Origin of the sequence: Paractinoplanes ovalisporus (genome assembly GCF_016834655.1) — a bacterium.
Lineage (GTDB): Bacteria > Actinomycetota > Actinomycetes > Mycobacteriales > Micromonosporaceae > Actinoplanes > Actinoplanes ovalisporus.
Genome location: NZ_JAENHP010000004.1, coordinates 502224 through 525773, shown reverse-complemented (window position 1 = coordinate 525773; position 23550 = coordinate 502224). Strand labels below are relative to the sequence as shown.

Sequence of the window (23550 nt, the reverse complement as noted above, 5' to 3'; positions counted from 1 at the left end):
CGGGAAGTGTCCGCATCCCGGTGTTGGATGTGGGCGCTTCGCGGACGCCGTCAGGCGCCGCCTGGGCCACGCCGCAGCCCCTCGTGACCGGCAGGACAGGCCCTAACCCTGCGCCGTACGGTTGAAGAATGGGTGAGCGCGTCAACAGATGGCCGGCACGACTGCACGTCGTGACCGGCAAGGGCGGCACCGGCAAGACCAGCGTCGCCGCGGCACTGGCGCTGGGCCTGGCCGCGGACGGCAAGCGCACGCTGCTGGTCGAGGTCGAGGGCCGGCAGGGCATCGCCCAGCTCTTCGAGACCGAGCCGCTGCCCTACAAGGAGCTGCGGATCGCGAAGGTGTCCGGCGGCGGTGAGGTCCGCGCGCTCGCGGTCGACCCCGAGGAGGCTCTCCTCGAATACCTCGACATGTTCTATCACCTGGGCGCGGCCGGCCGGGCGCTGCGCAAGGTGGGCGCCATCGACTTCGCCACCACGATCGCCCCGGGTCTGCGCGACGTGCTGCTCACCGGCAAGGTGAAAGAGGCCACCACGCGGTCGGCCGACGGCAGGCGCGCGTACGACGCCGTGGTGCTCGACGCCCCGCCGACCGGCCGGATCGGCCGCTTCCTCAACGTGACGGCCGAGACCGCCAAGCTGGCCAAGATGGGCCCGATCAAAACCCAGAGCGAGGGCGTCGCGTCGCTGCTGCGCTCGCCGATCACCTCGGTACACGTCGTGACGCTGCTCGAGGAGATGCCCGTACAGGAAACGCTCGATGCCATCGCCGAACTGGACGCGTTGAAGATCCCGGTCGGCCGGATCGTGCTCAACGCCACCCGGCCGGCCCTGGCCACGGCCGCCAAGGTGACCAAGGCCGAGCTCAAGCGGGGGCTGGCCGAGGCCGGGCTGCCGACCGACGCGGCCACCGTCAGCGGGCTCGCCACCGAGGTGAAGGCGCACCTCACCCGCCAGGAGCTGGAGGAGACGCTGCGGGCCGAGCTGGCCGAGTCCGGCCGCCCCCTGGTCGAGCTGCCGCTGCTGCCCCACGGGGTCGACCAGGCCGGGCTGGACGAGCTCGCCGCGGCTCTGATGCGTGCGTGACGGGCCACAGTCGCCATGCGTCCGATCTCCAACGGATTACGCTTGAGCAGTGGCTGACGTGACCGCGGAACGACTCGATGTCGACGGTCTGCTTGCCGACCCCTCGACCCGGATCGTCGTGTGCTGCGGCGCCGGCGGCGTCGGCAAGACCACCACCGCGGCCGCGGTCGGGCTGCGGGCGGCCGAGGTGCACGGGCGGCGCACCGTGGTGCTGACCATCGACCCGGCCCGTCGGCTGGCCCAGTCCATGGGTCTCAGCGAGCTCGACAACACCCCGCGCCAGGTCAAGGGCATCGACGGCGACAACGGCGGCGAGCTGCACGCCATGATGCTCGACATGAAGCGCACCTTCGACGAGGTGGTGCAGCAGCACACCACGCCGCAGCGCGCCGCCGAGATCTTCGCGAACCCGTTCTATCAGGCCATGAGCTCGACCTTCGCCGGCACGCAGGAATACATGGCGATGGAGAAGCTGGGCCAGCTGCGGGCCACCGACGAGTGGGACCTCATCGTGGTCGACACCCCGCCGTCGCGCTCCGCGCTCGACTTCCTCGACGCTCCGGCCCGCCTGTCCCGGTTCCTCGACGGCCGGATGCTGCGCATGCTGCTGGCGCCGGCCCGCTCCGGCGGACGGAGCATGTTCAGCCTGGTCACTGCTTCGTTCGGGCTCTTCTCCCGTACGGTGCAAAAGATCCTGGGAGCCCAGCTCCTGACCGACCTGTCGGGGTTCGTGGCGGCGCTCGACTCGATGTTCGGCGGCTTCCGGCAGCGGGCCGACCAGACCTACCGGATCCTGCAGGACCCGCAGACCGCGTTCCTGCTGGTCGCGGCCCCGGAAAGGGACGCCGTGCGCGAGGCCGCCTATTTCGCCGAGCGTCTCGTGGCCGACCGGATGCCGCTCGCCGGCCTGGTGCTCAACCGCATGCACCGCCCCGAGGCCGAGGGCCTGTCGGCCGACGAGAGCGAGGCCGCGGCCGACGCGCTGACCGCCGCCGGCGAGTCGCCGCTCACCGCGGACGCGCTGCGCATCCACGCCAACCTGGTCCGTCAGACCGAACGTGAACTGCGGGTGGCGGCCACCTTCACCGACGCCTTCCCGGCCGTGCCGACCGTCTCGGTCACGGCGCAGCCCGCCGACGTCCATGACGTCGACGGGCTGCGGACGATCGGCGCGCTCCTGGCGTGAGCCACCCCGCGCGGTCTCAGCGGGTGGGGACGAGCACCTTGTCGGCGCCCTTCTCCTTCATGGCGGCCTCGAACATCTTCCGCCAGCTGGCCACGTGCGGGTGACGGCGCAGCAGTGCGCGTCGCTCCCGCTCGGTCATGCCTCCCCAGACACCGAACTCGATCCTGTTGTCCAGGGCATCGGCGAGGCACTCGTAGCGGACCGGGCAGCTGCGGCAGATCCTCTTCGCCACGTTCTGCTCGGCGCCCTGCACGAAGAGCGCGTCAGGGTCGCCACTCTGACACGCCGCCATGCTGGGCCAATCGCTGATCATCCCCATGTGTAAACGTCCCCCCTTGCGTTACCCCCCTTGACGTCCGCTGCTCATGTCCCCCAAGCGGCGCAGACGTCGTGCGACAAGCTCGCCGGACCATCATGCTCTGTAGTCGGGCGATTACGCAACGTTGTACCTGAAATATGTACAGCCCGGTTGTTCCGGGCAAAGGCCGCCAAGCACACGGGAGCAAGCGGGGTGCGCTTCAGAAAAACGGTCTCAAGAAGTGAGCCGGGAGGGCACAATAATTCAGGGCGAAGCGTGACCTTCTCGACGAGCGGTCGCGTGCTCATGTCGCGTACCCTGCCCAGGTGACCTCCTGGATGCGCAGACGCGATCACAACATTTTCGCCAATGCGACCTCGTTGCTGATCTGCGGTTTACTCGCCGGCGTCGTCGTCGCGGCCGCGGCTTTCCCGGCCGCCGCGATGTCCGGACTGGCCGCCAAAGCCGGTGGCGAGACCTTCGCGCAGCTGCCCAGTGAGCTCAAGGACTTCAGCTCCCCGCAGATCACCCGGATCTACGCCTCCGACAACAAGACGCAGATCTCGCAGTTCTACGACGAGTTCCGCAGCGACGTGCCGCTGAAGGACATCTCGAAGTACATGCGTGACGCGATGGTGGCCGCCGAGGACCGGGAGTTCTACAACCACAACGGCGTCGACCTCAAGGGCGTCGCGCGCGCGTTCGTGAACAACAGCGGCAAGTCCGACTCCAAGCAGGGCGCCTCGACCATCACCATGCAGTACGTGCGGATGTCGCTGGCCTACTCGGCGACGAACCCGCAGGAGGTCGTCGACGCCACCAAGGACTCCCCGAAGCGCAAGATCACTGAAATGAAGTACGCGCTGCAGGTGGAGAAGGAGCTCTCGAAGGACCAGATCCTCGAGCGCTACCTGAACATCGTGCCGTTCGGCAACCAGACGTACGGGGTGTTCGCCGCCAGCCAGGTCTACTTCAACAAGAAGCCCAAGGACCTCACGGCCGGTCAGGCCTCGATGCTCGCCGGCATGGTGAAGGCGCCGACCAGCTTCAACCCGACCATCAAAGAGGGTTACGACCAGATCAAGCAGCGCCGGGACAACTACATCATCCCGGCCATGGTCGAGATGGGCTCGATCACCCAGGCCCAGGCCGACAAGGCGAAGAAGGAAGCGATCCCGCGCCAGGTCCGGCCGGTCGGCAACGGCTGCGTGTCGGTGGCCAACAACAACTGGGGCTTCTTCTGCGACTACTTCTACCGCTGGTGGATGAGCCAGGAGGCCTTCGGCGCGACCCCGTACGACCGGGAGCGTCGCCTGAAGAGCGGTGGCTACCGCATCACCACGACGATGGACGTCAGCGCCCAGGCCGACGCGCGCAAGCGGATCGCCGACAAGATCGCCGAGAAGGACAAGAACGCGCTGCTGCTGGCCGCGACCGAGCCCGGCACCGGTAAGGTGCGGCTGCTGGCGGCCAACCGTAAATACAAGCTGCCCGACCCGGCCCACCCCAACCCGCTGTCCTCGGACAAGAAGAAGGCCAAGGCGGGCGTCCGCGCGACCTACCCGAACACGACGAACCCGCTGCTCAGCGGCGGCGGTGACATCAGCGGCTACCAGGCCGGCTCGGTGTTCAAGATCTTCACGATCATCGCCGCGCTCGAGAAGGGCTTCCCGCTGGCCTACCCGATCAAGGCCGAGAAGCGCTACAAGTCGGGCTACATCATCAGTTCCAGCAACGACTCGGCCTGCCCCGGCACCCACTTCTGGTGCCCGAGCAACTCGGGCGGCGGCGGTGAGGGCGTCTACACCATGCACTCCGCCTTCGCGAAGTCGATCAACACGTACTTCGTGCCGCTCGAGGAGCAGGTGGGCGCGGAGAACGTGGTGGCCGTGGCCAAGCGCTTCGGCGTGCAGTTCCGCGTGAGCCAGGACGCGAAGTTCGCCAACGACCCGGTCTCGGCGAACCAGTGGGGCGCGTTCACGCTGGGTGTGTCCGCGTCGACGCCGCTCGACATGGCCAACGCGTACGCGACCCTGGCCGGCGACGGCATGTACTGCGAACCCACCCCGATCGAACAGATCACCACGCAGGACGGCGACAAGCTCGACGTCGGCAAGCCGCGCTGCATCCGGGCCACCAGCAAGGACGTGGCCCGCGCGGCCCTCGACGCCGCCCGCTGCCCGGTCGGCGACTCGGCCCAGATGGGTTCGTGCAACGGCGCCACCGCGCGCCAGACGAAGTCGACGGTCAAGCACCCGGTGTTCGGCAAGACCGGCACCACCGACGCCGACAAGACGGCCGCGCTGATCGCCGGCACCACTTCGCTGGTCATCGCCGGTTACCTGGTCAACCCCGACTGGCCCGACCACCGCGACCGCATGTCGCACGACATCGTGAACCCGGCGGTCTACCAGACGCTCGGCGACTTCATGAAGGGCAAGCCCAAGGAGCAGTTCAAGGAGCCGGAGAACCGCAAGATCGCGTACGGCGACCAGAAGTCGATCCCGCACGTGACCTGCGACTCGATCGAAGACGCCCGAAGCCGCATCGAGGGCGCCGGCTTCGACGTCTCGATCGGCAGCCCGGTCGAGTCCGACTGCCCCGCCGGCACAGCCGCCGGCACCTCACCCGAGGGCCGCACCATCAAGGGCGGTTACGTGGTCATCAGCCCGAGCAAGGGCAAGACCCCCGAGGTCCCCACGGGCCCCGGCGGCACACCCCCGTCAGGCCAGCCCAACGGCCCTGGCCGAGGCAACTGACCGCAGAACACTCAGCTAGGGCGGGGCACCCCACGTGGGGCGCCCCGCCCTAGTGCTGTTCGTAGCGGTCGCCGTGCCGGTGGACGACCCGCCAGGCCCCGGCTTCCCGCCGGAAGACGGTGGTCGCCCGCAGCGCGTACGAGACCGGCTCCCCGTTGACCAGAGCCGTGACCCGCTCGATGGCGACCAGATAGGCCAGATCCCCACGCGCATCGACCGCGACGATCTCGTAGTCGAGGGCCTGGCACTCACCGAAACGCGAGGCCAGCCACGCGAACGCCGGTTCGAGCTCGCCCCAGCCGACCCGGTTGATCTCGGCCCCGAACAGCGAGACCGGATCTTCGTGCGACCACAACACCCCGCGCGGCCCCGGGTCCCCGGCGTGCAGCGCGATCTCCGCCGCCCTCAGCCGCGGCATGACCTCAGCAAGAAAGTCGTCGGTCTCCGACATGACCCTCAGTGTGGCAGCGCCCGGACGGGGACAGCGCGTGCTGTCCGAATGGCAACAGCAGCCGTCCGGCCCCAGGAGTGCCCTGCGGCATAATCCGACCCTACGGATACTGACAGTTAGGCGCCTACCTCCGATGACACAGACGGGTGTTCCCGCGTACAACGATCTCCTCTGGCCCACGCTCAGCGCGGTTCGGACCCTCGGCGGTTCCGGGTCCAACGACGAGATCGCCGACAGTGTGATCAAGGAGCAGGGATTCACCGAGGAACAGCAGGAACTTCTCCATCACGACGGGCCGACGACCGAACTCGAATACCGGCTCGCGTGGGCCCGTACTTATCTCAAGGGCATGGGCCTGCTGGTCAACAGCACCCGGAGCGTCTGGAGTCTCACCGAGGACGGACGAACAGTCCAGAAGGCGGAGATCAGCGATCGACACCGGAAGTACGTCGCCGAGTACCGCTTGAAGAGGCTGGCCAAGAAGCAGCAATCGATCGCTGAAGTGCCGGACCAGCAGTTGGCGGACGAGGAAGCAACGGCTTCTGGCGATGCCGAGGCGGAAGCCTCCGACGATCTTCCGGACTGGCGGGAACAACTGCTTGACGCCCTCATGGGGATGGCGCCGGACGGATTCGAGCGGCTCGCTCAACGCCTGCTGAGGGAGGCCGGCTTCATCAGCGCGACAGTCACCGGGCGGACCGGTGACGGCGGAATCGACGGTCTGGGCGTGTACCGCATGTCCCTTGTGTCGTTCCCGGTCTTCTTCCAGTGCAAGCGGTACAAGGGAAGTGTCGGGTCCGCGGCCGTCCGCGATTTCCGTGGTGCCATGGCCGGGCGAGGAGACAAGGGCCTGCTGATTACGACCGGCACGTTCACTCGGGAGGCAAAGGCCGAGGCGACTCGCGACGGGGCTCCGCCGGTGGATCTGATCGACGGGCACCGACTGTGCGATCTCCTCAAGGAGTACGACCTCGGCGTCACCACCACGATCCGTCAGGTCGAGGACGTTGCCGTCGACGCAGAGTTCTTCACCGAGGTCTGACCTCAGCTGGTCGTACCGCTAGGGAACTCGAGCGACCAGGCCTCGACACTGGTGATGATTTCGCGGCCGGTTTCGGCGGCCTGGTCGACGGCCAGGGCCAGCAAGTGGTCCTGGGCGCCCTCGGCCAACGGGTACGGCGGTGGGCCTTCCCCGCGCACCCAGGCGGCCATGGCCTCGAGCAGGGCCGCGGTGGCGATCTCGTCGTCGTTGAAGCGGCTTCCCACGTACGGGTTCCGGTGGAGCACTTCGCCGTCGAGCGTGATCGTCTCGGTGTCGAGGCCGTTGAGGTCGAGGTCGTGGCCGCTCTGGCGCCGGCTCAGCGGCGTGCGCGCGATCGTCCGCGGGGCGGGCATGTGCACGATCTCGTCGTCCTGCAGTTCGCCGTGGGTGCCCCGGACCAGCAGGCGCCGGAAGCGCAGCAGGTTGCGTGTCTGGTTGCTGGTGAAGTCGTACAGGCCCGAGCGCCCCCGACCGAAGTCCAGCGTCGCAATCGTGGTCGTGGCCGGCTCGGGCTGATCGGTGTCGGTCCACCCGCCTCGGTCGAGCGGGTTGAGCAGAGGCGCGACGGTACGCACCGCCCGCACCGCAGCCGGTTCGTGCCCGACCCCGAGGAACCCGCGGACCAGCGACATCGCGTGATATTGCTGCGTCGACGAGACCTGCACCTGGGTGGGCGTGCCAATGATCCCCGACCGCACCGCGGCCAGACGAGCCGCGTGCGAGGGCATCAGGAGATATTGCTCCGCGACCTGCACCAGTCCCGACCCACCGACCGCGGTCCACAGCGCCCGCAACCCGTCCCGGTCCGGTGCCGGCGGAGTCTCAGCCAGCACCGGAAGCCCCTGGGCGACCGCCTCGGCGACGATGGCCGGGGTGGCCGCTCTCGGGACGCCGGTGATCAGGAAATCCGGCCGGGCCTCCCGTACGCAGGCCGTCAGATCCCCGAAAGCCGGCACGGGAAGCACCCGCCGCCCCGGTTCCCGCACCACCGCCCCGACACACACGACGTCGTCCAGCGCCCGGGCCACCCGGAAGAACGCCTCAGCCCGAAACCCGAACCCGACAAGCGCGAACGTCGTCATCGATGAACTTTAGATCGCCGATCAGCTCGAAGACTCGGTGTACTTCCAGCCGACCGCACGAGTCGGGAGCTTGGCGGTGCCCGACCCCAGCGTCCGCTGGTTGCAGTTGGAATAGGTCCGCACCTTGGCCCAGGTGGCCTTGTAGCCCCACGAGCCGTACGTGAGGGTGCCGTACTTCCTGGGGGCGATGTCACGGGTGTAGGTGTGACCGGTCGTGACGGCGACGGAACCACTGATCGAACCGTTGATGGTGCTCTTGGCCGACGCCACCACCGCCGCCAGGCCGACCTCCATGGAGCCGTTGACGGTGCCCGTGATCGTGCCGCTCCGCGTGACGGAAGCGGTGATCGTCCCGCCCGGGCCGTCCTTGTATCTGGTGGCGCTGGGCAGGAAGTACGACCCGGCCTTCTTCGTGACCACCCGGGTCCGCGGGTCGCAGTATTCCGAGGCGAGCGCAGCGCCCGGAACCATGAGACCGCCGAGCATGGACGCCATGGTGAGCGCGCCCGCGAGCATTCCCTTACGCATCTTCTGCCCCCGTGTTTTCCAGCGGCACCCTGTGGCCGCCTTCGTGCCATCAGCTTCGAACGGCGAGCTTCACCACAGACAAAATCGAGACGGTTTGAGACACCGCAAAAGGCACGGGGTTGCCGTGCGGGCGCTGGCGAACGCTCGCCGACCGAGCGCGAAGCCCCGTGCCGTCCCACATGGGCCAGAACACAGTTGAGGGCCGGTCACCGTTTCCGGTGGACCGGCCCTCAACTGGCCAAACTCTGGTCGGGGTGGCCGGATTTGAACCGACGGCCTCTTCGTCCCGAACGAAGCGCGCTACCAAGCTGCGCCACACCCCGAGCTGCCTGGAAATACTATCCGACGCCGGGGCTCCTGCGAAATCGGTATCCCCCTAACCGTAAAACCGCAGGTCAGCGTGGGATCAGGGTGAGCACTGAGGCTTCGGGGCGGCAGGCCAGGCGTACGGGGGCGGTGGGGTGTGTGCCCAGGCCGGCCGAGACGTGGAGCCACGCGTCGGAGGCCGGCCAGCGATGCAGGCCCTTGGCCATGTTCAGCGGGAGGTCGCAGTTGGTGGTCAGGGCGCCGAAGAACGGGACGCAGACCTGGCCTCCGTGGGTGTGGCCGGCCAGCAGGAGCTCGAAGCCGTCGGCGGCCGTGGCGTTCAGCACGCGGGAAGCAGGGGTGTGGGTGACGCCCAGGTGCACGTCGGCTCCGGGGGAGATGGGGCCGGCCACCGACTCGTAGTCGTCGCGGTTGATGTGGGGGTCGTCCACGCCGGCCAGCTCGATGGAGCGGCCGCCTGCCTTGAGCACCGTACGGGCGTTGTTGAGGTCGGCCCAGCCCGCGTCGACCAGGGCCGCGCGCAGGTCCTCGGTGGGCAGGTTGGGGCGTTTGAGCTGGTCCTCCTCGTACTCCGAGGACGGACGTACGAGGTAGGCGAACGGGTTCCTGAGGCGGGGGCCGCGGTAGTCGTTCGAGCCGAAGACGAACGCGCCGGGCACGTGGAGCAGCGGCTCGAGGGCGCGCAGCACGCCGGGGACCGACGCCGGGTTGGCCATGTTGTCACCGGTGACGATGACCAGGTCGGGGTCGAGACCGCCCAGCGCGGCCACCCAGTCCTGCTTGCGCCGCTGGTCAGGCATCATGTGCAGGTCGGAGAGGTGGAGGATGCGCAGCGGTTCGGCGTCCGGTTCGAGCACGGGTACGTCGAAGCGCCGGAGCGTGAACATGTTGCGTTCGACCAGCGAGGCGTAGGCGAGGGTGGCGGCCCCGGCGGCGACGACACCGGAACCCAGGGCGAAAAGGGAGCGCTTGCGCATGGAAAGCAAGGGTAGTTTCTCCGTCCATGGGAACGCTGAAAGACCGCCTGAACGATGATCTGCACGCGGCGATGAAGGGCCGCGACGAGCTCACCACGGCCACGCTGCGGATGGCGCTGGCCGCCGTGCGCAACGCCGAGGTCGCCGGCACCGAGGCCCGTGACCTCACCGACGACGAAGTGCTCGCCGTGCTGAGCAAGGAGTCGAAGAAGCGCCGCGAGGCGGCCACCGCGTTCGCCGACGCGGGGCGGGCCGAGCAGGCGGCCAAGGAGCGCTCCGAGGGCGAGGTCATCGAGCGTTACCTGCCCAAGCAGCTGAGCGACGACGAGATCGCCGAGCTGGTGGCGGGTGCGCTCGCGGCCGGCGGATTCACCGGCAAGGGCCAGATGGGCCCGGCGATGAAGGCCGCGCAGGCCGCGGTGGCGGGTCGGGCCGAGGGCGGCCGGGTCGCGGCCGAGGTGCGCAAACAGCTGGGCTGATCGGCTCATGTCCGTGGGTTGCGGGTCGATTGCGTCAATCGACCCGCCTCCCCCGGAAAGAGCGTCCATGACCTGCTTGAACTGTGGCTCGGCCGCGGTCCAGCCGAACGGCTGGTGCGGCAACTGCGGCTATCAGGCCGCACCCCCGCCGGCCCCGCCCCAGTCACCGGCGCCGCAGGCCGCATGGCCCCCGCAGCCGCCCGCCTGGCCGACGCCGGAAACGGCACCGGCAGCGCCTCCGGCCCCCAGCTGGTCGACGCAGCCCACGGCGCCGCAGTCCTCGTGGTCCTCGCCGAACGCCTCGTGGCAGGCGGCCGAGCCGTCGGTCGAGCACGCCCGGTTCACCGACCCGATGGGCGAGCCGTCGTGGAGCGCCGCCCAGGACCCCGCCGTGGCGGCCCCACAGTCAGCGTGGTCCGGCGGACAGCAATGGCCCACCGGACAACACCAGCCGTCGCAGCCCAGCTGGGCCACCGACGCGACTTCGACGTTCAACCGGCCCGAGGCCGAGTTCCAGCCGTATGCACCCACGCCGGCCATGGACGCGACAGTCGTCAACGGCTACCCCGCGTACACGCAGCAGCCGACCCCCGAATACACACAGCAACAAGCCCCGACGTACGCGGAACAGCACGCATCCTCGTACGCGCAGCAACAAGCGCCCACGTACGCCGTACCCCCGAGCCCGGACGCCACAGCGGTTCAGGGTTTCCCGCCCGTTCCGCCCGCGCCCTACACCCCGCCCGCGCCCCAGTACGGCTCCGCGCCGCCGCCCTACATGGTCAACCCCCACGCCCCGGCCACCGCCAAGGGTGGGAAGGGCGACATCTACAGCCATTCGGCGTTCGGCCTGGCCGTTATGGCCGTCCTGTTCATGCCGGGCATCTTCGGCGCCGCCGCGGTCGGTTCCGCCGTCGTCGCGCTCATCCGCCGCGAGCGCCGCGCCAAACTCGCCCTGATCCTGTCGCTGGCCGGCACGGCCCTCGGCGTCGCGTTCACGCTGTTCCTGCGCGAGATGGTCCTGAACTGACAAGCGAGCTGAACCTCAACCGGCAAGCGAGCTGGTTCTGAACTGAGCGCACGAACCACAACGGGGGTACGGCCCTGAGGCCGTACCCCCGCAAGCTTGGAAAGGGACGCTAGATCGCGAGCTGTGGCCGCACCGGGACGGCCGTGACCGCCGGCGACGCGCTGCGACCGGGAAGCTGCTGCTGCGGCACCGCGTACGGCCCGAGCATGGATTCGATCGCCGGGGCGATGGCCGGCCGGTCGTTGAGCTGGATGAGGCGCGCGGCCCGGGCCAGGGAGCCGGTCTCGCCGTCACGGAAACCCTCGCGGTACCCCTTCTCGTAGCGCTCGCCACGGCCGAGAGCCCGGCCGAGGGCGAAACACGAGGAGCCGGCTAGGGCGAGCAGGAAGAGCAACGCGAAGGGTGTCACCGTTATTTTCCTTCCGGGGCATATGTACCAATTAGCCGAAAAGTACCCCTAGAGCATGGCTCATGCGGTAGAGCGGTGATCAAGTACGCCAACGGGTGACTCGACTTGCGCATCGGCGAGTCGATCAGGCATGAACTCCGGATCGGTCGGCCGGCACAGGTGGTAGCCCTGCCCGTAGCCGCACCCCAGGCCACGCAGCGCCGACAACTGGGCCGCGTTCTCGATCCCCTCGGCCACCACGCGCAGGCCGAGGATCTGCGCGAGCTCGACGATCGTACGGACCAAGGCGAGATCCTCGGCCGTCAGCTCGGCCCGCGCGATGAAGGCCCGATCGATCTTCAGCTCGTCCACCGGGAGTTCGCGCAGGTAGGCCAGCGACGAGTAGCCGGTCCCGAAGTCGTCGATCGAGAGCTGCACCCCGAGCCCGCGCAGCACGTTCAGTGCCGACTTGCCCAGGTCGGGCTCGCTCATCAGCACCGACTCGGTCAGTTCGAGAGTGACCGCGCTCGACGGCAGCCCGGCGATGGCCAGCGCCCGCATCACGTTGTCGGCGAAGCGCGGGTGTACGAGTTGATGGCCGGAGACGTTGACGTTGAGCCCCAGGTCGGGGAAGTCGCGCCGCCACTTCGCGACCTGGAGGGCGCTGGTCTCGAGCACCCACTGCCCGATGTCGACGATCAGCCCGAACTCCTCGGCGATCGGGATGAAGTCGACCGGCGAGACGAACCCGCGGGTCGGGCTGTTCCAGCGGATCAGCGCCTCGACCCCGGCCGCGCGCCCGTCGGCCAGCCGGATCAGCGGCTGGTACTGCAGGCGGAACTCGCCGTCGCGCAGCGCCCGCTGCAGGTCGCCGCGCAGGCTGAGCCGGTCGAGGGCCTCGGCGTGCATGTACGGCTGATAGACCAGCACCCGGCCCGGACCGTCCTTCTTGGCCCGGTACATGGCCAGGTCGGCGTTGGCCAGCAGCTCCTTCGACTCCTGCCCGGACTCGCGCGAGATGGCGACCCCGACGCTGGCCCCGATGAAGATCTCGCGCCCGGCCACCCGGAACGGCTCCTTGATGGCGGCCACGACCCGCTCGCCGACCGCCTCGGCGGCCTCGGCCGGGGAGTCGTGCAGCAGCGCCGCGAACTCGTCGCCGCCCAGCCGCGCGGTGGTGTCACTCGCCCGTACGCACCCGCGCAGCCGCCGGGCGACGAGCGCGAGCAGCTGGTCGCCGGCGTCGTGGCCGAGGCTGTCGTTGACCGCCTTGAACCGGTCGAGGTCGATGAAGAGCACGCTCGTGGGGTCGGCGTCGGTGACCCGCGAGGCCAGAACCCGGTTCAGGATCTTGAGGAACAGCGCCCGGTTGGGCAGCCCGGTGATCGGGTCGTGGTGGGCCTCACGCACCGCCTCGACCGTGCGCGCGTCGGTCAGGGCCAGGCTCACCTGCTGGGCGTACGCGGCCAGCTGATCACGCTGCTCGGTCTGCCGACCGGCCACTCCGGGCAGGTGTGCGACCAGGCTGCCGGCCATCTCGCCGGTGACCCGCACCGGGGCCGCGATCATCCAGCCGGCGCCGTCCGGGCGTACGAGAACCGCACCACCCGCCATCGCCGCGCGGGCCAGGCTCTCCGGGGGCGACTCGTCCTCGCCGTGTTTCAAGGCGACGGTCAGCCGGCGGTCCGGGCCGCCCTCGGCCAGCATCAACGTGACCGTCGCGCCGCCCAGCAGCTCGGCCGCACCGCCGGTCACCGCGTCGAGGATCTCGGGCAGCGGACGCCGGGCCGAGATCGCCCGCTGGATGGTGAGCAGCGACTCGACCAGCCGCTGCCGGGTCTGGGCCGAGGTCGCCTGCTGCTCCTGCTCGGCGCGCAGGTGCCGTTCCGCGGCGAGCACGCGGATGCTGCGCAGGGCGAGTCCGAGCACCTGCCCCATGCCCTGCAGCATCTGACGTTCCGCCGGATCGAACGGCTCGGCCAGCCGGGCCACGATCAGCGCGTCACCGGTCTCGGAACCCAGCGGATTGCTGACGGCGTGAAGTTCCCCCACGTACGGGACGGTGAGCAGCGGCTGCCCAGCGGCGACCTCGTGCAGCGCGGCCTCGGGGACAACCGGTCCGAAGCCGTACGCCCCGAAGATCCGGCCCTCGCGCACCACCGCGCCCACCTCGGCCTCGACCATCTCGGTCGCCCGCTCGACCGCGCTTCTGATCGCCGAGTCCTCGTCGGCGGCGGCGTTGACCGCGGCGAAGTACTCGGTGAGGAGGTGCGACGACCAGCTGGGCATGGCTCAGGCCAGGGCCAGCGTGACGAGGGTCAGGTGGTGGGTACCGAGAGCGCCGCGGACCCGGGCGATCTCGCCGAACGTGTAGAAGCCGGCGAACGGGGCGTCGCTCAACGCCGTACGCATGGCCTGGATCTCCTGCTCGAGACCGCCCTCGATCAGCCCGGCCCGCCGGCCGCCGCAGTCGAACGCCAGCACGCCGAGCGGGGGCAGGCCCTCGAGCCGGGCCACCGCCTCGGTGCACGACCAGGCGGCGCCGTCCAGAAGGGACTGACGGTCACCCTCCATGAGCCAGACCAGCGCGCCCTGCGGCACGTCGGCGGTGCCCCAGACCGTACGGGCTTCGTCGTCGCCGGAGTGGATCACCCGGATGTCCTCGCCGCTTCGCCGCGACAGGCCAAGCGGCTGGAGGCTGCGTCCGCGGTCGAAGAACTCCTCGGCCGAACCGTCGAAGTTGTTGCGGCGCAGCAGCACGTCGAGTGCGGGCTCGCCGTCCAGTTCGTAGATGTGCGGGCCGGTGGCCTTGGTAACGATCATCGGTGGCTCGATCCGCCGCCAGCCGTGCGCGACGCCGATGCCGATCGGCCCGTCCGAGCCGAGCGCCAGCCCGACCACCGCGCCGGTGTGGGCCTCGTCGCCATAGAACTGGTACGTCGCCTTGAAGTTCCGGTCGTCCGCCGCGAACCCGCCGACCAGCGGCACACTGGCCCCGATGGACGAGTACGCCCCGCGCACGATCTCGTGGGGCTGCCCGGTCAGGCCGTCGGCGAACATGATCAGCACCTTGTGCTCATCGTCCATGTCGTGCAGGGCCTCGGCCACCGCCGCGCCCGCCTCACGCGGGTGGGCCCGGTCGATGCGGGCCGCGCGGGTCTGCACGGTGAAGCCGTCGCCGCCCAGGGCCGCAACCGAGATCCCGCCGCTCGTGACTCCGGCACTGCCCATCTCGCCCATGGTGGTGGCGCCGACGATCTCGGCGTCGGCCCCGGCCTCCATCCGTACGCCCCGGAGCAGTTCCGCCAGGTCGTGCGAGACCGACGCGAAGACGAAGACTGCCTTGGCCTCGCGTCCGCCGATCGCCTCGGCCGCCGCTTCGGCCCCCGCCTTACGCGAGTCGGCCGCGCTGCTCTGGCCCACGCCGAACCACCGGTGCGGGTTGGTCTGCATGATCCTCTGATCGGCACGGTTTGTCGGTTGCTGAGTGGTTGCGTGTGGGGTGCCGTCCGGTGTCCGTGAACGGCCTGACAGGCTTGGTCCCGTGACTGCTTCTGACCTTGCGCGGCAGGTCCGCGCCGTGAGCCGGCTGACCGGCGAGTTCACCCTGCGCTCGGGCCGCATCGCGAACGAGTACTTCGACAAGTATCAGTTCGAGGCCGACCCGGAACTGCTGGACCGGCTGGCCGAGCAGATGGCGGTGCTGATCCCCGAGGGCACCGAGGTGCTGGCCGGCCTCGAGATGGGCGGCATCGCCGTGGTGACCGCGCTCGCCCGGCACGCCAAACTGCCCACCGCGTTCGTCCGCAAGGAGGCCAAGAAGTACGGCACGGCGCGGCTGGCCGAGGGCGCCGAGGTCGCCGGCCGCCGTGTGCTGGTCGTCGAGGACGTCGTGACCTCGGGCGGCCAGGTCGTCATCTCGACCGGCGAGCTGCGCAAGCTCGGCGCGCATGTGGACCACGCGCTCTGTGTGATCGACCGTCAGGAGGGCGGCGCGCAGGCCCTCTCGGCCGAGGGCATCACGCTGCGGGCCCTGCTGAACCGGGCCGACCTCGAGGCCGCCGCCGAGTAACTTCTTTACATATGTAAGTCATGGACATATGTTGTCTCCGTGAGGGAGCCGACGTATTTCATCCTGGCCGCGCTGCAGCATGAGCCCGGCCACGGTTACGCGATCATGAGCCGGGTGGCCGAGCTGTCCCAGGAAAGGGTCAGCCTGGCCACCGGCACGCTCTATCAGGCGCTCGACCGCCTGACCAAGGAAGGCCTGATCGAGGTCGCCCGCGAAGAGGTCGTCAACGGCCGGGCCCGCCGGCACTATGCGCTGACCCCCGGCGGCCGCTCGGCCCTGCAGGCCGAGGCCACGCGGATGGCCGAGGCGGCCCGCGTCGTTCTCAAGCCGCGCCTGATCGGGGGCACGGCGTGAAGGGGCGGGTCTATCCGGCGCTGTTGCGTCTCTATCCGGCCGGTCACCCGCGCGACGAGATGCTCGACGTGCTGTTCGAGGCCGGTCGCCCGATGCGCCGCGAGGTCGTGCCGCTCGCGCTCGGCGGCCTGCGGGCCCGGTTCGGCAGCGACCAGCCGCTCGCCGTGAAGTGGCTCTACGCGGCCCGGGCGGCGGCCCTCATGCTGCTGGTCATCCAGTTGGTGGGCACCGCGATCGAGATCGCCACCGGCCGTCCGGCGTCCACCGTGCTGATTCTGTCTCTGACCGCGGCCGCCCTCGCCGCCGTCGCGGTCGGCGCCGGGTGGCGCGTGCCCGCTCCCCTGCTGGCCGCGGCCGCCTTCGGGCTCGGCGCCGCCGACCTGGGCGACCCCCGGGCCGTGACTGCCTGCGGGCTGGCCGCCGTGCTGCTGGCCGTTCCCGGCCCCCGTACGCCCGTCCGCAGTCCGCTGCCGCCGTTGCTGGCGCTCGCGGCGACGATGCCGTCCGCCCTGGCCGGCTGGCCGTTGCTGCTGATCGCGGCGGCGGTGGTGGTGTGGGCCGCGGTGGACGAGCGGTTGGTGCTCGCCGTCGGGTTGACTCTCGCCGTCTCGGTCGTGCAGGCGGTGGCTTATCTGCCCGGCAACGACCCGGTCCTGGTCCTCGGCCTTGCCGCGAGTCGTCTGGCCCTGGTCGTCGTGCCGCTCGCCCTCGGCGCCGGCTTGGCCCTGCGCCGCTCCCGCGTCTGACACCGTCCCGGCGGCGCCGCCCGCGTCTGCTTCCCGTCGCGTCAGTGCCGCGTGCGTCTGCTTCCGGTCCCGGCGGCGCCGCCCGCGTCTGCTTCCCGTCGCGGCGGTGCCGTCCCGCGTTTGGGGCGGTTGGGCTGTGAGCTGAGCTACCCGGGTGACGTCCGTCGTCGCGGCCGGCCCGGCTGGTCAATAGCGTGGCCGGGTGCTCGTGAGCGATGCGTTCGTGCTGGTGGCCGGTGGGGTCGGGGGTGGACTGACCGGATCCATGGCCGGGCTCGCCTCGCTGGTGAGCTATCCCGCGCTGCTGGCCGTGGGCATCCCGCCGATCGCCGCCAACGTCACCAACACCGTGGCCCTGCTGTCGAACACCGCGGGCACGGCGATCGGGGCCCGGCCGGAGCTGCGAGGCCACGGACAACGGCTGCTACGGCTGTGCGCGGCGGCCGCGGTGGGCGGGCTCGCCGGCGCGGTCCTGCTGCTGGCCACGCCGTCGTCGACGTTCGAGCGGATCGTGCCGGCGCTGGTCGCGCTCGGGGCCTTGCTGCTGCTGATGCGCGATCAGCTGCGGCGGTGGGCCGGGCACCGGTCGCTGTCGGCACCCGCCCTGAGCGCAGCGGTCCTGCTGATCGGCGTCTACGGCGGTTACTTCGGCGCGGCCGCGGGCGTGCTCATGCTCGCGGTGCTCACGGTGGCCGCGACCGAGCCGCTCCCGGTGTCCAATGCGATCAAGAGCATCGCGCTGGGCGCCTCGAACCTGGCCGCCGCGATCATCTATGCCCTGGTCGCACCGGTGAACTGGGCCGCCGCGGGGCTGATGGCGGTGGGGTGCCTGCTGGGCAGCTGGCTGGGACCGATGCTGGTGCGCCGCCTCCCGGAACGGCCGCTGCGCGTGGCGATCGCCGTCGCCGCGTTCGGCCTGGCCGCCTACCTGTGGTGGCGCGCCGGCCGCTGAGCCGCACCGGGGCCACGAACGATGGCGAACGGCACACAACCGCAAAGCGGACGCGCGCGAAAAGGGGCCGGGCGAAGTGGGCCGGCACAAAGCAGGCGGGCGCGTGCGAAACGGGCCGACGTAAAGCGCCGAGCGAAATCGGCGGGCACGAGGTAGCGCAGCGTGGGCGCGCGGGGCAGCGGCTTCGTTCGGTGCGTGGCCGTGAAGGCGTACGGGGGAATCAGGCTGTTTGCTGGCGGACCCAGTCGAGGTAGGCCGGGTTGCCCGCGAGCACCGGCATCGCCAGGACGCACGGGACGTCGTACGGGTGCTCGGCGTTGGCCCTCTCGACGATGCGCGGGACCAGGTCGGCCCGGGTGTGCAGGGCCACCCGGGCCTCGGGGTCGTCCTGCACCTCGCCGTCCCAGCGGTAGATCGAGCGGATCGCGGCAATCTGCTGGCCGCAGGCGGCGAGGCGGTCGTCGACCAGGCGACGGGTGAAGGCGGCCAGCCAGTCCGCGTCGGCGGCGGTGATGACGACCTCGACGACGTCGGTCACTTGGACAGCTCGGCGGCGATCAGCTCGGCGATCTGCACCGTGTTGAGGGCGGCCCCCTTGCGCATGTTGTCGCCGGTGACGAACAGGTCGAGGGCGCGCGGGTCGTCCATGGCGCGGCGGATGCGGCCCACCCACGACGGGTCGGTGCCGACGGCGTCGATCGGCATCGGGAACTCGCCCGCCTCGGGGTCGTCGACCAGGATCACGCCGGGTGCGTTGCGCAGCGCCTGACGGGCACCCTCGGCGTCGACCTCGGAGCCGAAGACCGCGTGCACGGCGATCGAGTGGCCGGTGACGACCGGGACCCGTACGCAGGTGGCCGAGACCTTGAGCGCCGGAATCCCCAGGATCTTGCGGGACTCGTTGCGCAGCTTGAGCTCTTCGGAGGACCAGCCCAGCGGCTCGAGCCCGCCCGACCACGGCACCACGTTGAGCGCGAGCGGCGCCGGGAACGGGCCGAGGTCGTCGCCGACCGCCTGGCGCACGTTGCCCGGCCGCGAGCCCAGCAGCCGGTCGCCGGCCACCTTGCTCAGCTGGTCGTGCAGGGTGTCCACGCCGACCTGCCCGGCCCCCGAGGCGGCCTGGTAGGAGGCCAGCACCAGCTCGCGCAGGCCGTATTCGTGGTGCAGCGGCGCGATCGCCATGATCATGGCCATCACCGTGCAGTTGGCGTTGGCGATGATGTTGCGTGGGCGGTGCCGCAGGGCGTCGCGGTTGACCTCGGGCACCACCAGCGGCACCTCGGGATCCATGCGGAACGCGGCCGAGTTGTCGACCACGGTGACACCGCGGGACGCCACGATCGGCGCCCACTGCAGCGACACCTCGTCGGGCACGTCGAACATCGCGACGTCGACCCCGTCGAACGCCTCGGGGGTCAGCTCGGCCACCGTGAGCTGCTCGCCCCGGCACGTCAGCACCTTGCCGGCCGACCGCGACGACGCGATCAGCCGGATCTCACCCCAGACGTTGCGCCGGGAGGAGAGCAGCTCGAGCATGACCGTCCCGACGGAGCCGGTGGCCCCGACGACGGCGAGCGTGGGCTGCGCCATGACCGGGGTTACCGGCCGGTGCCCGCGTAGACCACCGCCTGCTCGCCGCCGCCCAGCTCGAACTGGTCGTGCACGGCCTGCACCGCGGTGTCGAGGTCGCTGTCGCGGCAGACCACGGACACCCGGATCTCGGAGGTGGAGATCATCTCGATGTTGACGCCGGCCTCACCGATGCAGGCGAAGAACGAGGCGGCCACGCCCGGGTGCGACCGCATGCCGGCGCCGATCAGCGACACCTTGCCCACGTGGTCGTCGAAGAGCAGGCTCTTGAACTTGATCTGATCCTTGATCTTGTCGAGGGCGGCCATCGCGGTCGGGCCGTCGGCCTTCGGCAGGGTGAAGGAGATGTCGGTGCGCCCGGTGCCCTCGGTCGACACGTTCTGGACGATCATGTCGATGTTGATCTCGGCCTGGGCCACTGTGTTGAAGATGCGACCGGCCGCGCCGGGCTCGTCGGGCACGCCGACGATCGTGATCTTCGCTTCGCTCCGGTCGTGCGCGACACCGGTGATGAGCGCTTGTTCCACGGAAGGGTCCTCCATCGATCCGGTGACCATGGTGCCGGGCTTCTGCGAGTAAGACGAGCGTACGTGGATGGGCACCTTGAAACGGCGTGCGTACTCCACGCATCGCAACATCAGCACCTTCGCCCCGCCGGCGGCGAGCTCGAGCATCTCCTCGTACGTGATCTGCTTGATGTGCTGCGCGTCGGGAACGATCCGCGGGTCGGCCGTGAAGACGCCGTCGACGTCCGTGTAGATCTCGCAGACGTCGGCGTGCAGGGCCGCGGCCAGGGCGACGGCCGTGGTGTCGGAGCCGCCGCGCCCGAGGGTCGTGATGTCTTTGGTGTCCTGCGAGACGCCCTGGAAGCCGGCCACGATCGCGATCGCGCCCTCGTCGAGCGCGCCCCGCAGGCGGCCCGGGGTGACGTCGATGATGCGGGCCTTGCCGTGCACCGAGGTGGTGAGCACGCCGGCCTGGGAGCCCGTGTAGGACCGGGCCTCGTAGCCGAGGTTGTGGATCGCCATCGCCAGCAGCGCCATCGAGATGCGCTCGCCCGAGGTGAGCAACATGTCGAGCTCGCGGCCGGGCGGCAGCGGGCTGACCTGGTTGGCCAGATCCATCAGCTCGTCGGTGGTGTCGCCCATCGCGGAGACCACGACCACGACGTCGTCACCGGCCTTGCGGGCGTCGACGATGCGCTCGGCGACACGCTTGATCCGCTCGGCGGTCGCGACCGACGAACCACCGTATTTCTGCACCACCAGTGCCACGGCGAACCAATCCTCCGGCTGTACGTACCGGCGGCGCCGGTCAGGACAATCGCCACCACAGTAGCCGCGTCCCAGCCGACCACCGACAGCCGATCCCAGATTCCGGCGGTTACGTCCCCGTGGGTACGGCCCGGGGACACGCGCGACACGCCGAAGGAACAGTGGGACGCACTAGACGGGCATAACGGCCGATGGAGGCGAGAATGTCTCGGTGCGAGCTTCCTCCGTCGTGGTCGCGTCCGCCGCCGCCCTGCTGCTCACCGGGGTCGCGGCGTGCTCGGGCGCGTCCGGCGACGACCCGCAACCGGCCCCCTCGGCCTCGTCGGCGCCGCCCTCGGAGGCCGTCTCGGGCGCCCGCGGCCTGCTCGCCGCCAAGGCCGCGACGGCCCTGGACAAGGCGTATTCGGCTCTCTACTCGTTCGACGACGGCAACGGGCAGCCCCGCAACGTCGTCGCCCAGATCGGCCGCGACGGCACCTGGCGGGTGGACGTCAGCGGCGGCGCGCTCGGGGGCACGGCCGACGTGACCATCGTCTCCACCGCGGCCGGCGTCTTCCAGTGCACGCTGGGCTCGCAGTCCAACCCGATCAGCCCGACCTGCGTCAAGGTCGCCAAGCCGGGCAAGCGTGTCCCGGCCGACTATTCGCCCAAGGTCGAGCGGCTCTTCCGGCCGGGGTTGAGCGTCTTCACCGACCGGCAGGCCGCCCTCTCGGTGGCCGAGGTGCCGCCGCTGGCCGGGGCCAAGGGCACCTGCTTCTCGGTCGACTCGATCTCGGCCTCGCTGACCGCGCCGGTCGACGTCGGCATCTACTGCTACGCCGACGACGGTGTTCTGACCGCCGTCCGCGTCGGGTTCGGCGAGCTCAAGGTCAGCAACCAGATCGACGGGCCGGCCACCGTGCCGCTGCCCGGCCCCGAGACCGCCGGTCCGCCGATGGGGATGGATGCGCCACCGGCCGCGCCCCCGGTTCAGCCGACCGGGATCGTCCCCTCGGCCTGAGCTTCCCACCATCCGGGCGTACGGCTGGCAACCCCCGAGTTGATCACGTAGGGTCATTTTCGACATGTGGCAGGCGCTCCTTCTTCTTCGCTGCCGCGACGAGGCCCCATTCGAGGCCGGCACCTCGTCGCGGGGCTGACGCGCGCCGCCTTCTCGTCTTCTCTCCCTCTTTGGAGCAGTTCCACATGTCCGCAGAAGCTTTCCAGACCCAGCGCTCCAGCAAGATGCCGTTCGAGCGCTACGTGCCGTACGAGAAGCAGTTCGCCGTTGATCTGCCCGACCGCCAGTGGCCCGGCAAGACCGTCGAGGCGGCGCCCCGCTGGTGCGCGGTCGACCTGCGCGACGGCAACCAGGCCCTGATCGACCCGATGTCCCCCGAGCGCAAGCGGCGCATGTTCATGCTGCTGGTGCAGATGGGCTACAAGGAGATCGAGGTCGGCTTCCCGGCCGCGTCGCAGACCGACTACGACTTCGTACGCCAGCTGATCGAGCAGGACCTGATCCCCGACGACGTCACCATCCAGGTGCTGGTGCAGTGCCGGGAACACCTGATCGACCGCACCTTCGAGTCGATCCGCGGAGCCAAGCGCGCGATCGTCCACTTCTACAACTCGACGTCCACATTGCAGCGCCGGGTCGTGTTCGGCCTGGACAAGGACGGCATCACCGACATCGCCACCACCGGGGCGCGGCTCTGCCAGAAGTACGCCGAGATCCACACCCCCGACACCGAGATCTTCTACGAGTACTCGCCCGAGTCCTACACGGGCACCGAGCTCGACTACGCGCTGGAGATCTGCTCCGCCGTGATCGACGTCATCGACCCGACCCCGGACCGGCCGCTGATCATCAACCTGCCGGCCACGGTCGAGATGGCCACCCCCAACGTGTACGCCGACTCCATCGAGTGGATGCACCGCAACCTGCCGCGGCGCGAGTCGATCGTGCTGTCGCTGCACCCGCACAACGACCGTGGCACCGCGGTCGCCGCGGCCGAGCTGGGCCTGCTGGCCGGGGCCGACCGCATCGAGGGCTGCCTGTTCGGCAACGGCGAGCGCACCGGCAACGTCGACCTGGTCACCCTGGGCCTGAACATCTTCTCGCAGGGCATCGACCCGATGATCGACTTCTCGGACATCGACGAGATCAAGCGCGCCGTCGAATACTGCAACCAGTTGCCCGTGCACGAGCGTCACCCGTACGTCGGCGATCTGGTCTACACCGCGTTCTCGGGCTCGCACCAGGACGCGATCAAGAAGGGCTTCACCGCCCTGCAGGCCGACGCGGACGCCGCCGGGACCGACATCGACAGCTTCACGTGGGGCGTGCCCTATCTGCCGATCGACCCCAAGGACGTGGGCCGCAGCTACGAGGCGGTCATCCGGGTCAACTCGCAGTCCGGCAAGGGCGGCGTGGCGTACATCATGAAAGAGGAGCACAAGCTCGACATGCCGCGCCGGCTGCAGATCGAGTTCTCGGGCGTGGTGCAGCACCACACCGACGAGGAGGGCGGCGAGGTCAGCCCGCAGGAGATGTGGGACATCTTCGCCGGCGAATACCTGGTCGAGCACCAGACCCGCAAGGCCTTCACGATCGAGGACTACTCGACCTCCGTACGCGACGGCAAGGTCGAGATCGACGTCGAGATCTTCCACCGCGGGCAGCGGCGGCCGCTGGCCGGCGTCGGCAACGGCCCGATCGACGCGTTCGTCCAGGCCATCGCCCCGCTGGGGATCAGCGCCCGGGTTCTGGACTACAACGAGCACGCGCTCACCTCGGGTGGTGACGCGCAGGCCGCGGCGTACGTCGAGGTCGAGGTCGGCGACCGCACGGTGTGGGGGGTCGGCATCGACGCCAACATCGTGAGCGCGTCGATCAAGGCCGTGACCAGCGCCGTCAACCGCGCGAGCTGATTTTTCACCGTCGTCCGGCG

General features: G+C 69.9%; 23 protein-coding genes and 1 tRNA gene. 12 read left to right on the top strand and 12 right to left on the bottom strand.

Annotated features, from left to right (window positions below):
• The first annotated feature begins 128 nt into the window (after positions 1-128).
• Both bagA and bagB read left to right on the top strand, forming a co-directional pair.
• Positions 129-1082, top strand: a complete 954-nt coding sequence (gene bagA / locus JIG36_RS16530) for an ATPase BagA (protein ID WP_203377150.1) — start codon at positions 129-131, stop codon at positions 1080-1082.
• A gap of 58 nt (positions 1083-1140) precedes the next feature.
• Positions 1141-2268: an ArsA family ATPase gene (gene bagB / locus JIG36_RS16525; protein WP_203377447.1), complete on the top strand. Its 1128-nt coding sequence runs from the start codon at positions 1141-1143 to the stop codon at positions 2266-2268.
• A 16-nt stretch (positions 2269-2284) separates the two neighbouring features.
• Here bagB and JIG36_RS16520 read toward each other — a convergent pair whose 3' ends face one another.
• A complete protein-coding gene (locus JIG36_RS16520; RefSeq protein WP_203377149.1) occupies positions 2285-2587 on the bottom strand; it encodes a WhiB family transcriptional regulator in 303 nt (100 codons plus the stop codon).
• 317 nt (positions 2588-2904) lie between these two features.
• On the opposite strand from JIG36_RS16520, the gene JIG36_RS16515 reads away from it, so the two are divergent.
• On the top strand, positions 2905-5325 hold the full coding sequence (locus JIG36_RS16515) for a transglycosylase domain-containing protein (protein WP_203377446.1): 2421 nt from the start codon (positions 2905-2907) through the stop codon (positions 5323-5325).
• A 49-nt stretch (positions 5326-5374) separates the two neighbouring features.
• Here the strand turns inward: JIG36_RS16515 and JIG36_RS16510 are convergent, their stop codons facing one another.
• Complete coding sequence (locus tag JIG36_RS16510) at positions 5375-5776, bottom strand: nuclear transport factor 2 family protein (protein WP_203377148.1); 402 nt, start codon at positions 5774-5776, stop codon at positions 5375-5377.
• Between the two features lie 133 nt (positions 5777-5909).
• Between JIG36_RS16510 and JIG36_RS16505 the strand changes: the two genes are divergently transcribed.
• Complete coding sequence (locus JIG36_RS16505; protein WP_203377147.1) at positions 5910-6818, top strand: restriction endonuclease; 909 nt, start codon at positions 5910-5912, stop codon at positions 6816-6818.
• 2 nt (positions 6819-6820) lie between these two features.
• Here the strand turns inward: JIG36_RS16505 and JIG36_RS16500 are convergent, their stop codons facing one another.
• The 4 genes from JIG36_RS16500 to JIG36_RS16485 form a co-directional block, all read right to left on the bottom strand.
• Positions 6821-7900 (bottom strand): Gfo/Idh/MocA family oxidoreductase, encoded by a 1080-nt coding sequence (locus JIG36_RS16500; RefSeq protein ID WP_203377146.1) that lies wholly within the window; start codon positions 7898-7900, stop codon positions 6821-6823.
• A gap of 21 nt (positions 7901-7921) precedes the next feature.
• The gene (locus JIG36_RS16495; RefSeq protein WP_203377145.1) at positions 7922-8428 is read right to left on the bottom strand and encodes a hypothetical protein; all 507 of its coding nucleotides are present in this window, start codon (positions 8426-8428) and stop codon (positions 7922-7924) included.
• A gap of 246 nt (positions 8429-8674) precedes the next feature.
• Positions 8675-8751 (bottom strand) — tRNA-Pro (locus tag JIG36_RS16490).
• Between the two features lie 72 nt (positions 8752-8823).
• Positions 8824-9732, bottom strand: a complete 909-nt coding sequence (locus JIG36_RS16485) for a metallophosphoesterase (RefSeq protein ID WP_203377144.1) — start codon at positions 9730-9732, stop codon at positions 8824-8826.
• A gap of 26 nt (positions 9733-9758) precedes the next feature.
• Between JIG36_RS16485 and JIG36_RS16480 the strand changes: the two genes are divergently transcribed.
• Together JIG36_RS16480 and JIG36_RS16475 are read left to right on the top strand one after the other, a co-directional pair.
• A complete protein-coding gene (locus tag JIG36_RS16480) occupies positions 9759-10211 on the top strand; it encodes a GatB/YqeY domain-containing protein (RefSeq protein WP_203377143.1) in 453 nt (150 codons plus the stop codon).
• 67 nt (positions 10212-10278) lie between these two features.
• Positions 10279-11241 (top strand): hypothetical protein, encoded by a 963-nt coding sequence (locus tag JIG36_RS16475; protein ID WP_203377142.1) that lies wholly within the window; start codon positions 10279-10281, stop codon positions 11239-11241.
• 109 nt (positions 11242-11350) lie between these two features.
• Here JIG36_RS16475 and JIG36_RS16470 read toward each other — a convergent pair whose 3' ends face one another.
• Genes JIG36_RS16470 through JIG36_RS16460 form a run of 3 tightly spaced genes read right to left on the bottom strand, consistent with a single transcriptional unit; the run spans position 11351 to position 15082 of the window.
• A complete protein-coding gene (locus JIG36_RS16470) occupies positions 11351-11650 on the bottom strand; it encodes a hypothetical protein (RefSeq protein ID WP_203377141.1) in 300 nt (99 codons plus the stop codon).
• Between the two features lie 60 nt (positions 11651-11710).
• The gene (locus tag JIG36_RS16465; protein ID WP_203377140.1) at positions 11711-13918 is read right to left on the bottom strand and encodes a putative bifunctional diguanylate cyclase/phosphodiesterase; all 2208 of its coding nucleotides are present in this window, start codon (positions 13916-13918) and stop codon (positions 11711-11713) included.
• A gap of 3 nt (positions 13919-13921) precedes the next feature.
• On the bottom strand, positions 13922-15082 hold the full coding sequence (locus tag JIG36_RS16460) for an FIST signal transduction protein (RefSeq protein WP_203377139.1): 1161 nt from the start codon (positions 15080-15082) through the stop codon (positions 13922-13924).
• A gap of 91 nt (positions 15083-15173) precedes the next feature.
• Between JIG36_RS16460 and pyrE the strand changes: the two genes are divergently transcribed.
• The 4 genes from pyrE (at position 15174) to JIG36_RS16440 (ending at position 17753) form a co-directional block, all read left to right on the top strand.
• Positions 15174-15701 (top strand): orotate phosphoribosyltransferase, encoded by a 528-nt coding sequence (gene pyrE / locus JIG36_RS16455; RefSeq protein WP_203377138.1) that lies wholly within the window; start codon positions 15174-15176, stop codon positions 15699-15701.
• 39 nt (positions 15702-15740) lie between these two features.
• The gene (locus JIG36_RS16450; RefSeq protein WP_203377137.1) at positions 15741-16055 is read left to right on the top strand and encodes a PadR family transcriptional regulator; all 315 of its coding nucleotides are present in this window, start codon (positions 15741-15743) and stop codon (positions 16053-16055) included.
• Positions 16052-16801 carry a hypothetical protein gene (locus JIG36_RS16445; RefSeq protein WP_203377136.1) on the top strand — a complete coding sequence of 250 codons (750 nt, stop codon included), beginning with the start codon at positions 16052-16054 and terminating at the stop codon, positions 16799-16801. Before JIG36_RS16450 ends, JIG36_RS16445 begins: the two co-directional genes overlap by 4 nt.
• 202 nt (positions 16802-17003) lie before the next feature.
• Positions 17004-17753 (top strand): sulfite exporter TauE/SafE family protein, encoded by a 750-nt coding sequence (locus JIG36_RS16440; RefSeq protein WP_203377135.1) that lies wholly within the window; start codon positions 17004-17006, stop codon positions 17751-17753.
• A gap of 220 nt (positions 17754-17973) precedes the next feature.
• Here the strand turns inward: JIG36_RS16440 and cutA are convergent, their stop codons facing one another.
• The 3 genes from cutA to JIG36_RS16425 are packed head-to-tail and all read right to left on the bottom strand — an operon-like array spanning position 17974 to position 20617.
• A complete protein-coding gene (gene cutA / locus JIG36_RS16435) occupies positions 17974-18291 on the bottom strand; it encodes a divalent-cation tolerance protein CutA (protein ID WP_203377134.1) in 318 nt (105 codons plus the stop codon).
• The gene (locus tag JIG36_RS16430) at positions 18288-19343 is read right to left on the bottom strand and encodes an aspartate-semialdehyde dehydrogenase (protein ID WP_203377133.1); all 1056 of its coding nucleotides are present in this window, start codon (positions 19341-19343) and stop codon (positions 18288-18290) included. The genes cutA and JIG36_RS16430 overlap by 4 nt, the downstream gene beginning before the upstream one ends.
• A gap of 8 nt (positions 19344-19351) precedes the next feature.
• Complete coding sequence (locus JIG36_RS16425) at positions 19352-20617, bottom strand: aspartate kinase (protein ID WP_203377132.1); 1266 nt, start codon at positions 20615-20617, stop codon at positions 19352-19354.
• A gap of 211 nt (positions 20618-20828) precedes the next feature.
• Here JIG36_RS16425 and JIG36_RS16420 point away from each other — a divergent pair, with 211 nt between their 5' ends.
• Positions 20829-21617 (top strand): hypothetical protein, encoded by a 789-nt coding sequence (locus tag JIG36_RS16420; protein WP_307872750.1) that lies wholly within the window; start codon positions 20829-20831, stop codon positions 21615-21617.
• 185 nt (positions 21618-21802) lie between these two features.
• Positions 21803-23530: a 2-isopropylmalate synthase gene (gene leuA, locus JIG36_RS16415; protein WP_203377131.1), complete on the top strand. Its 1728-nt coding sequence runs from the start codon at positions 21803-21805 to the stop codon at positions 23528-23530.
• Positions 23531-23550: the final 20 nt, after the last annotated feature.

Excerpts from the sequence above, each read along its gene's own strand:
- bagA (WP_203377150.1), top strand. The coding sequence starts at position 129 with ATGGGTGAGCGCGTCAACAGATGGCCGGCACGACTGCACGTCGTGACC.
- JIG36_RS16520 (WP_203377149.1), bottom strand. The coding sequence starts at position 2,587 with ATGGGGATGATCAGCGATTGGCCCAGCATGGCGGCGTGTCAGAGTGGC.
- JIG36_RS16515 (WP_203377446.1), top strand. The coding sequence starts at position 2,905 with ATGCGCAGACGCGATCACAACATTTTCGCCAATGCGACCTCGTTGCTG.
- JIG36_RS16510 (WP_203377148.1), bottom strand. The coding sequence starts at position 5,776 with ATGTCGGAGACCGACGACTTTCTTGCTGAGGTCATGCCGCGGCTGAGG.
- JIG36_RS16505 (WP_203377147.1), top strand. The coding sequence starts at position 5,910 with ATGACACAGACGGGTGTTCCCGCGTACAACGATCTCCTCTGGCCCACG.
- JIG36_RS16500 (WP_203377146.1), bottom strand. The coding sequence starts at position 7,900 with ATGACGACGTTCGCGCTTGTCGGGTTCGGGTTTCGGGCTGAGGCGTTC.
- JIG36_RS16495 (WP_203377145.1), bottom strand. The coding sequence starts at position 8,428 with ATGCGTAAGGGAATGCTCGCGGGCGCGCTCACCATGGCGTCCATGCTC.
- JIG36_RS16485 (WP_203377144.1), bottom strand. The coding sequence starts at position 9,732 with ATGCGCAAGCGCTCCCTTTTCGCCCTGGGTTCCGGTGTCGTCGCCGCC.
- JIG36_RS16480 (WP_203377143.1), top strand. The coding sequence starts at position 9,759 with ATGGGAACGCTGAAAGACCGCCTGAACGATGATCTGCACGCGGCGATG.
- JIG36_RS16475 (WP_203377142.1), top strand. The coding sequence starts at position 10,279 with ATGACCTGCTTGAACTGTGGCTCGGCCGCGGTCCAGCCGAACGGCTGG.
- JIG36_RS16465 (WP_203377140.1), bottom strand. The coding sequence starts at position 13,918 with ATGCCCAGCTGGTCGTCGCACCTCCTCACCGAGTACTTCGCCGCGGTC.
- JIG36_RS16460 (WP_203377139.1), bottom strand. The coding sequence starts at position 15,082 with ATGCAGACCAACCCGCACCGGTGGTTCGGCGTGGGCCAGAGCAGCGCG.
- JIG36_RS16430 (WP_203377133.1), bottom strand. The coding sequence starts at position 19,343 with ATGGCGCAGCCCACGCTCGCCGTCGTCGGGGCCACCGGCTCCGTCGGG.
- leuA (WP_203377131.1), top strand. The coding sequence starts at position 21,803 with ATGTCCGCAGAAGCTTTCCAGACCCAGCGCTCCAGCAAGATGCCGTTC.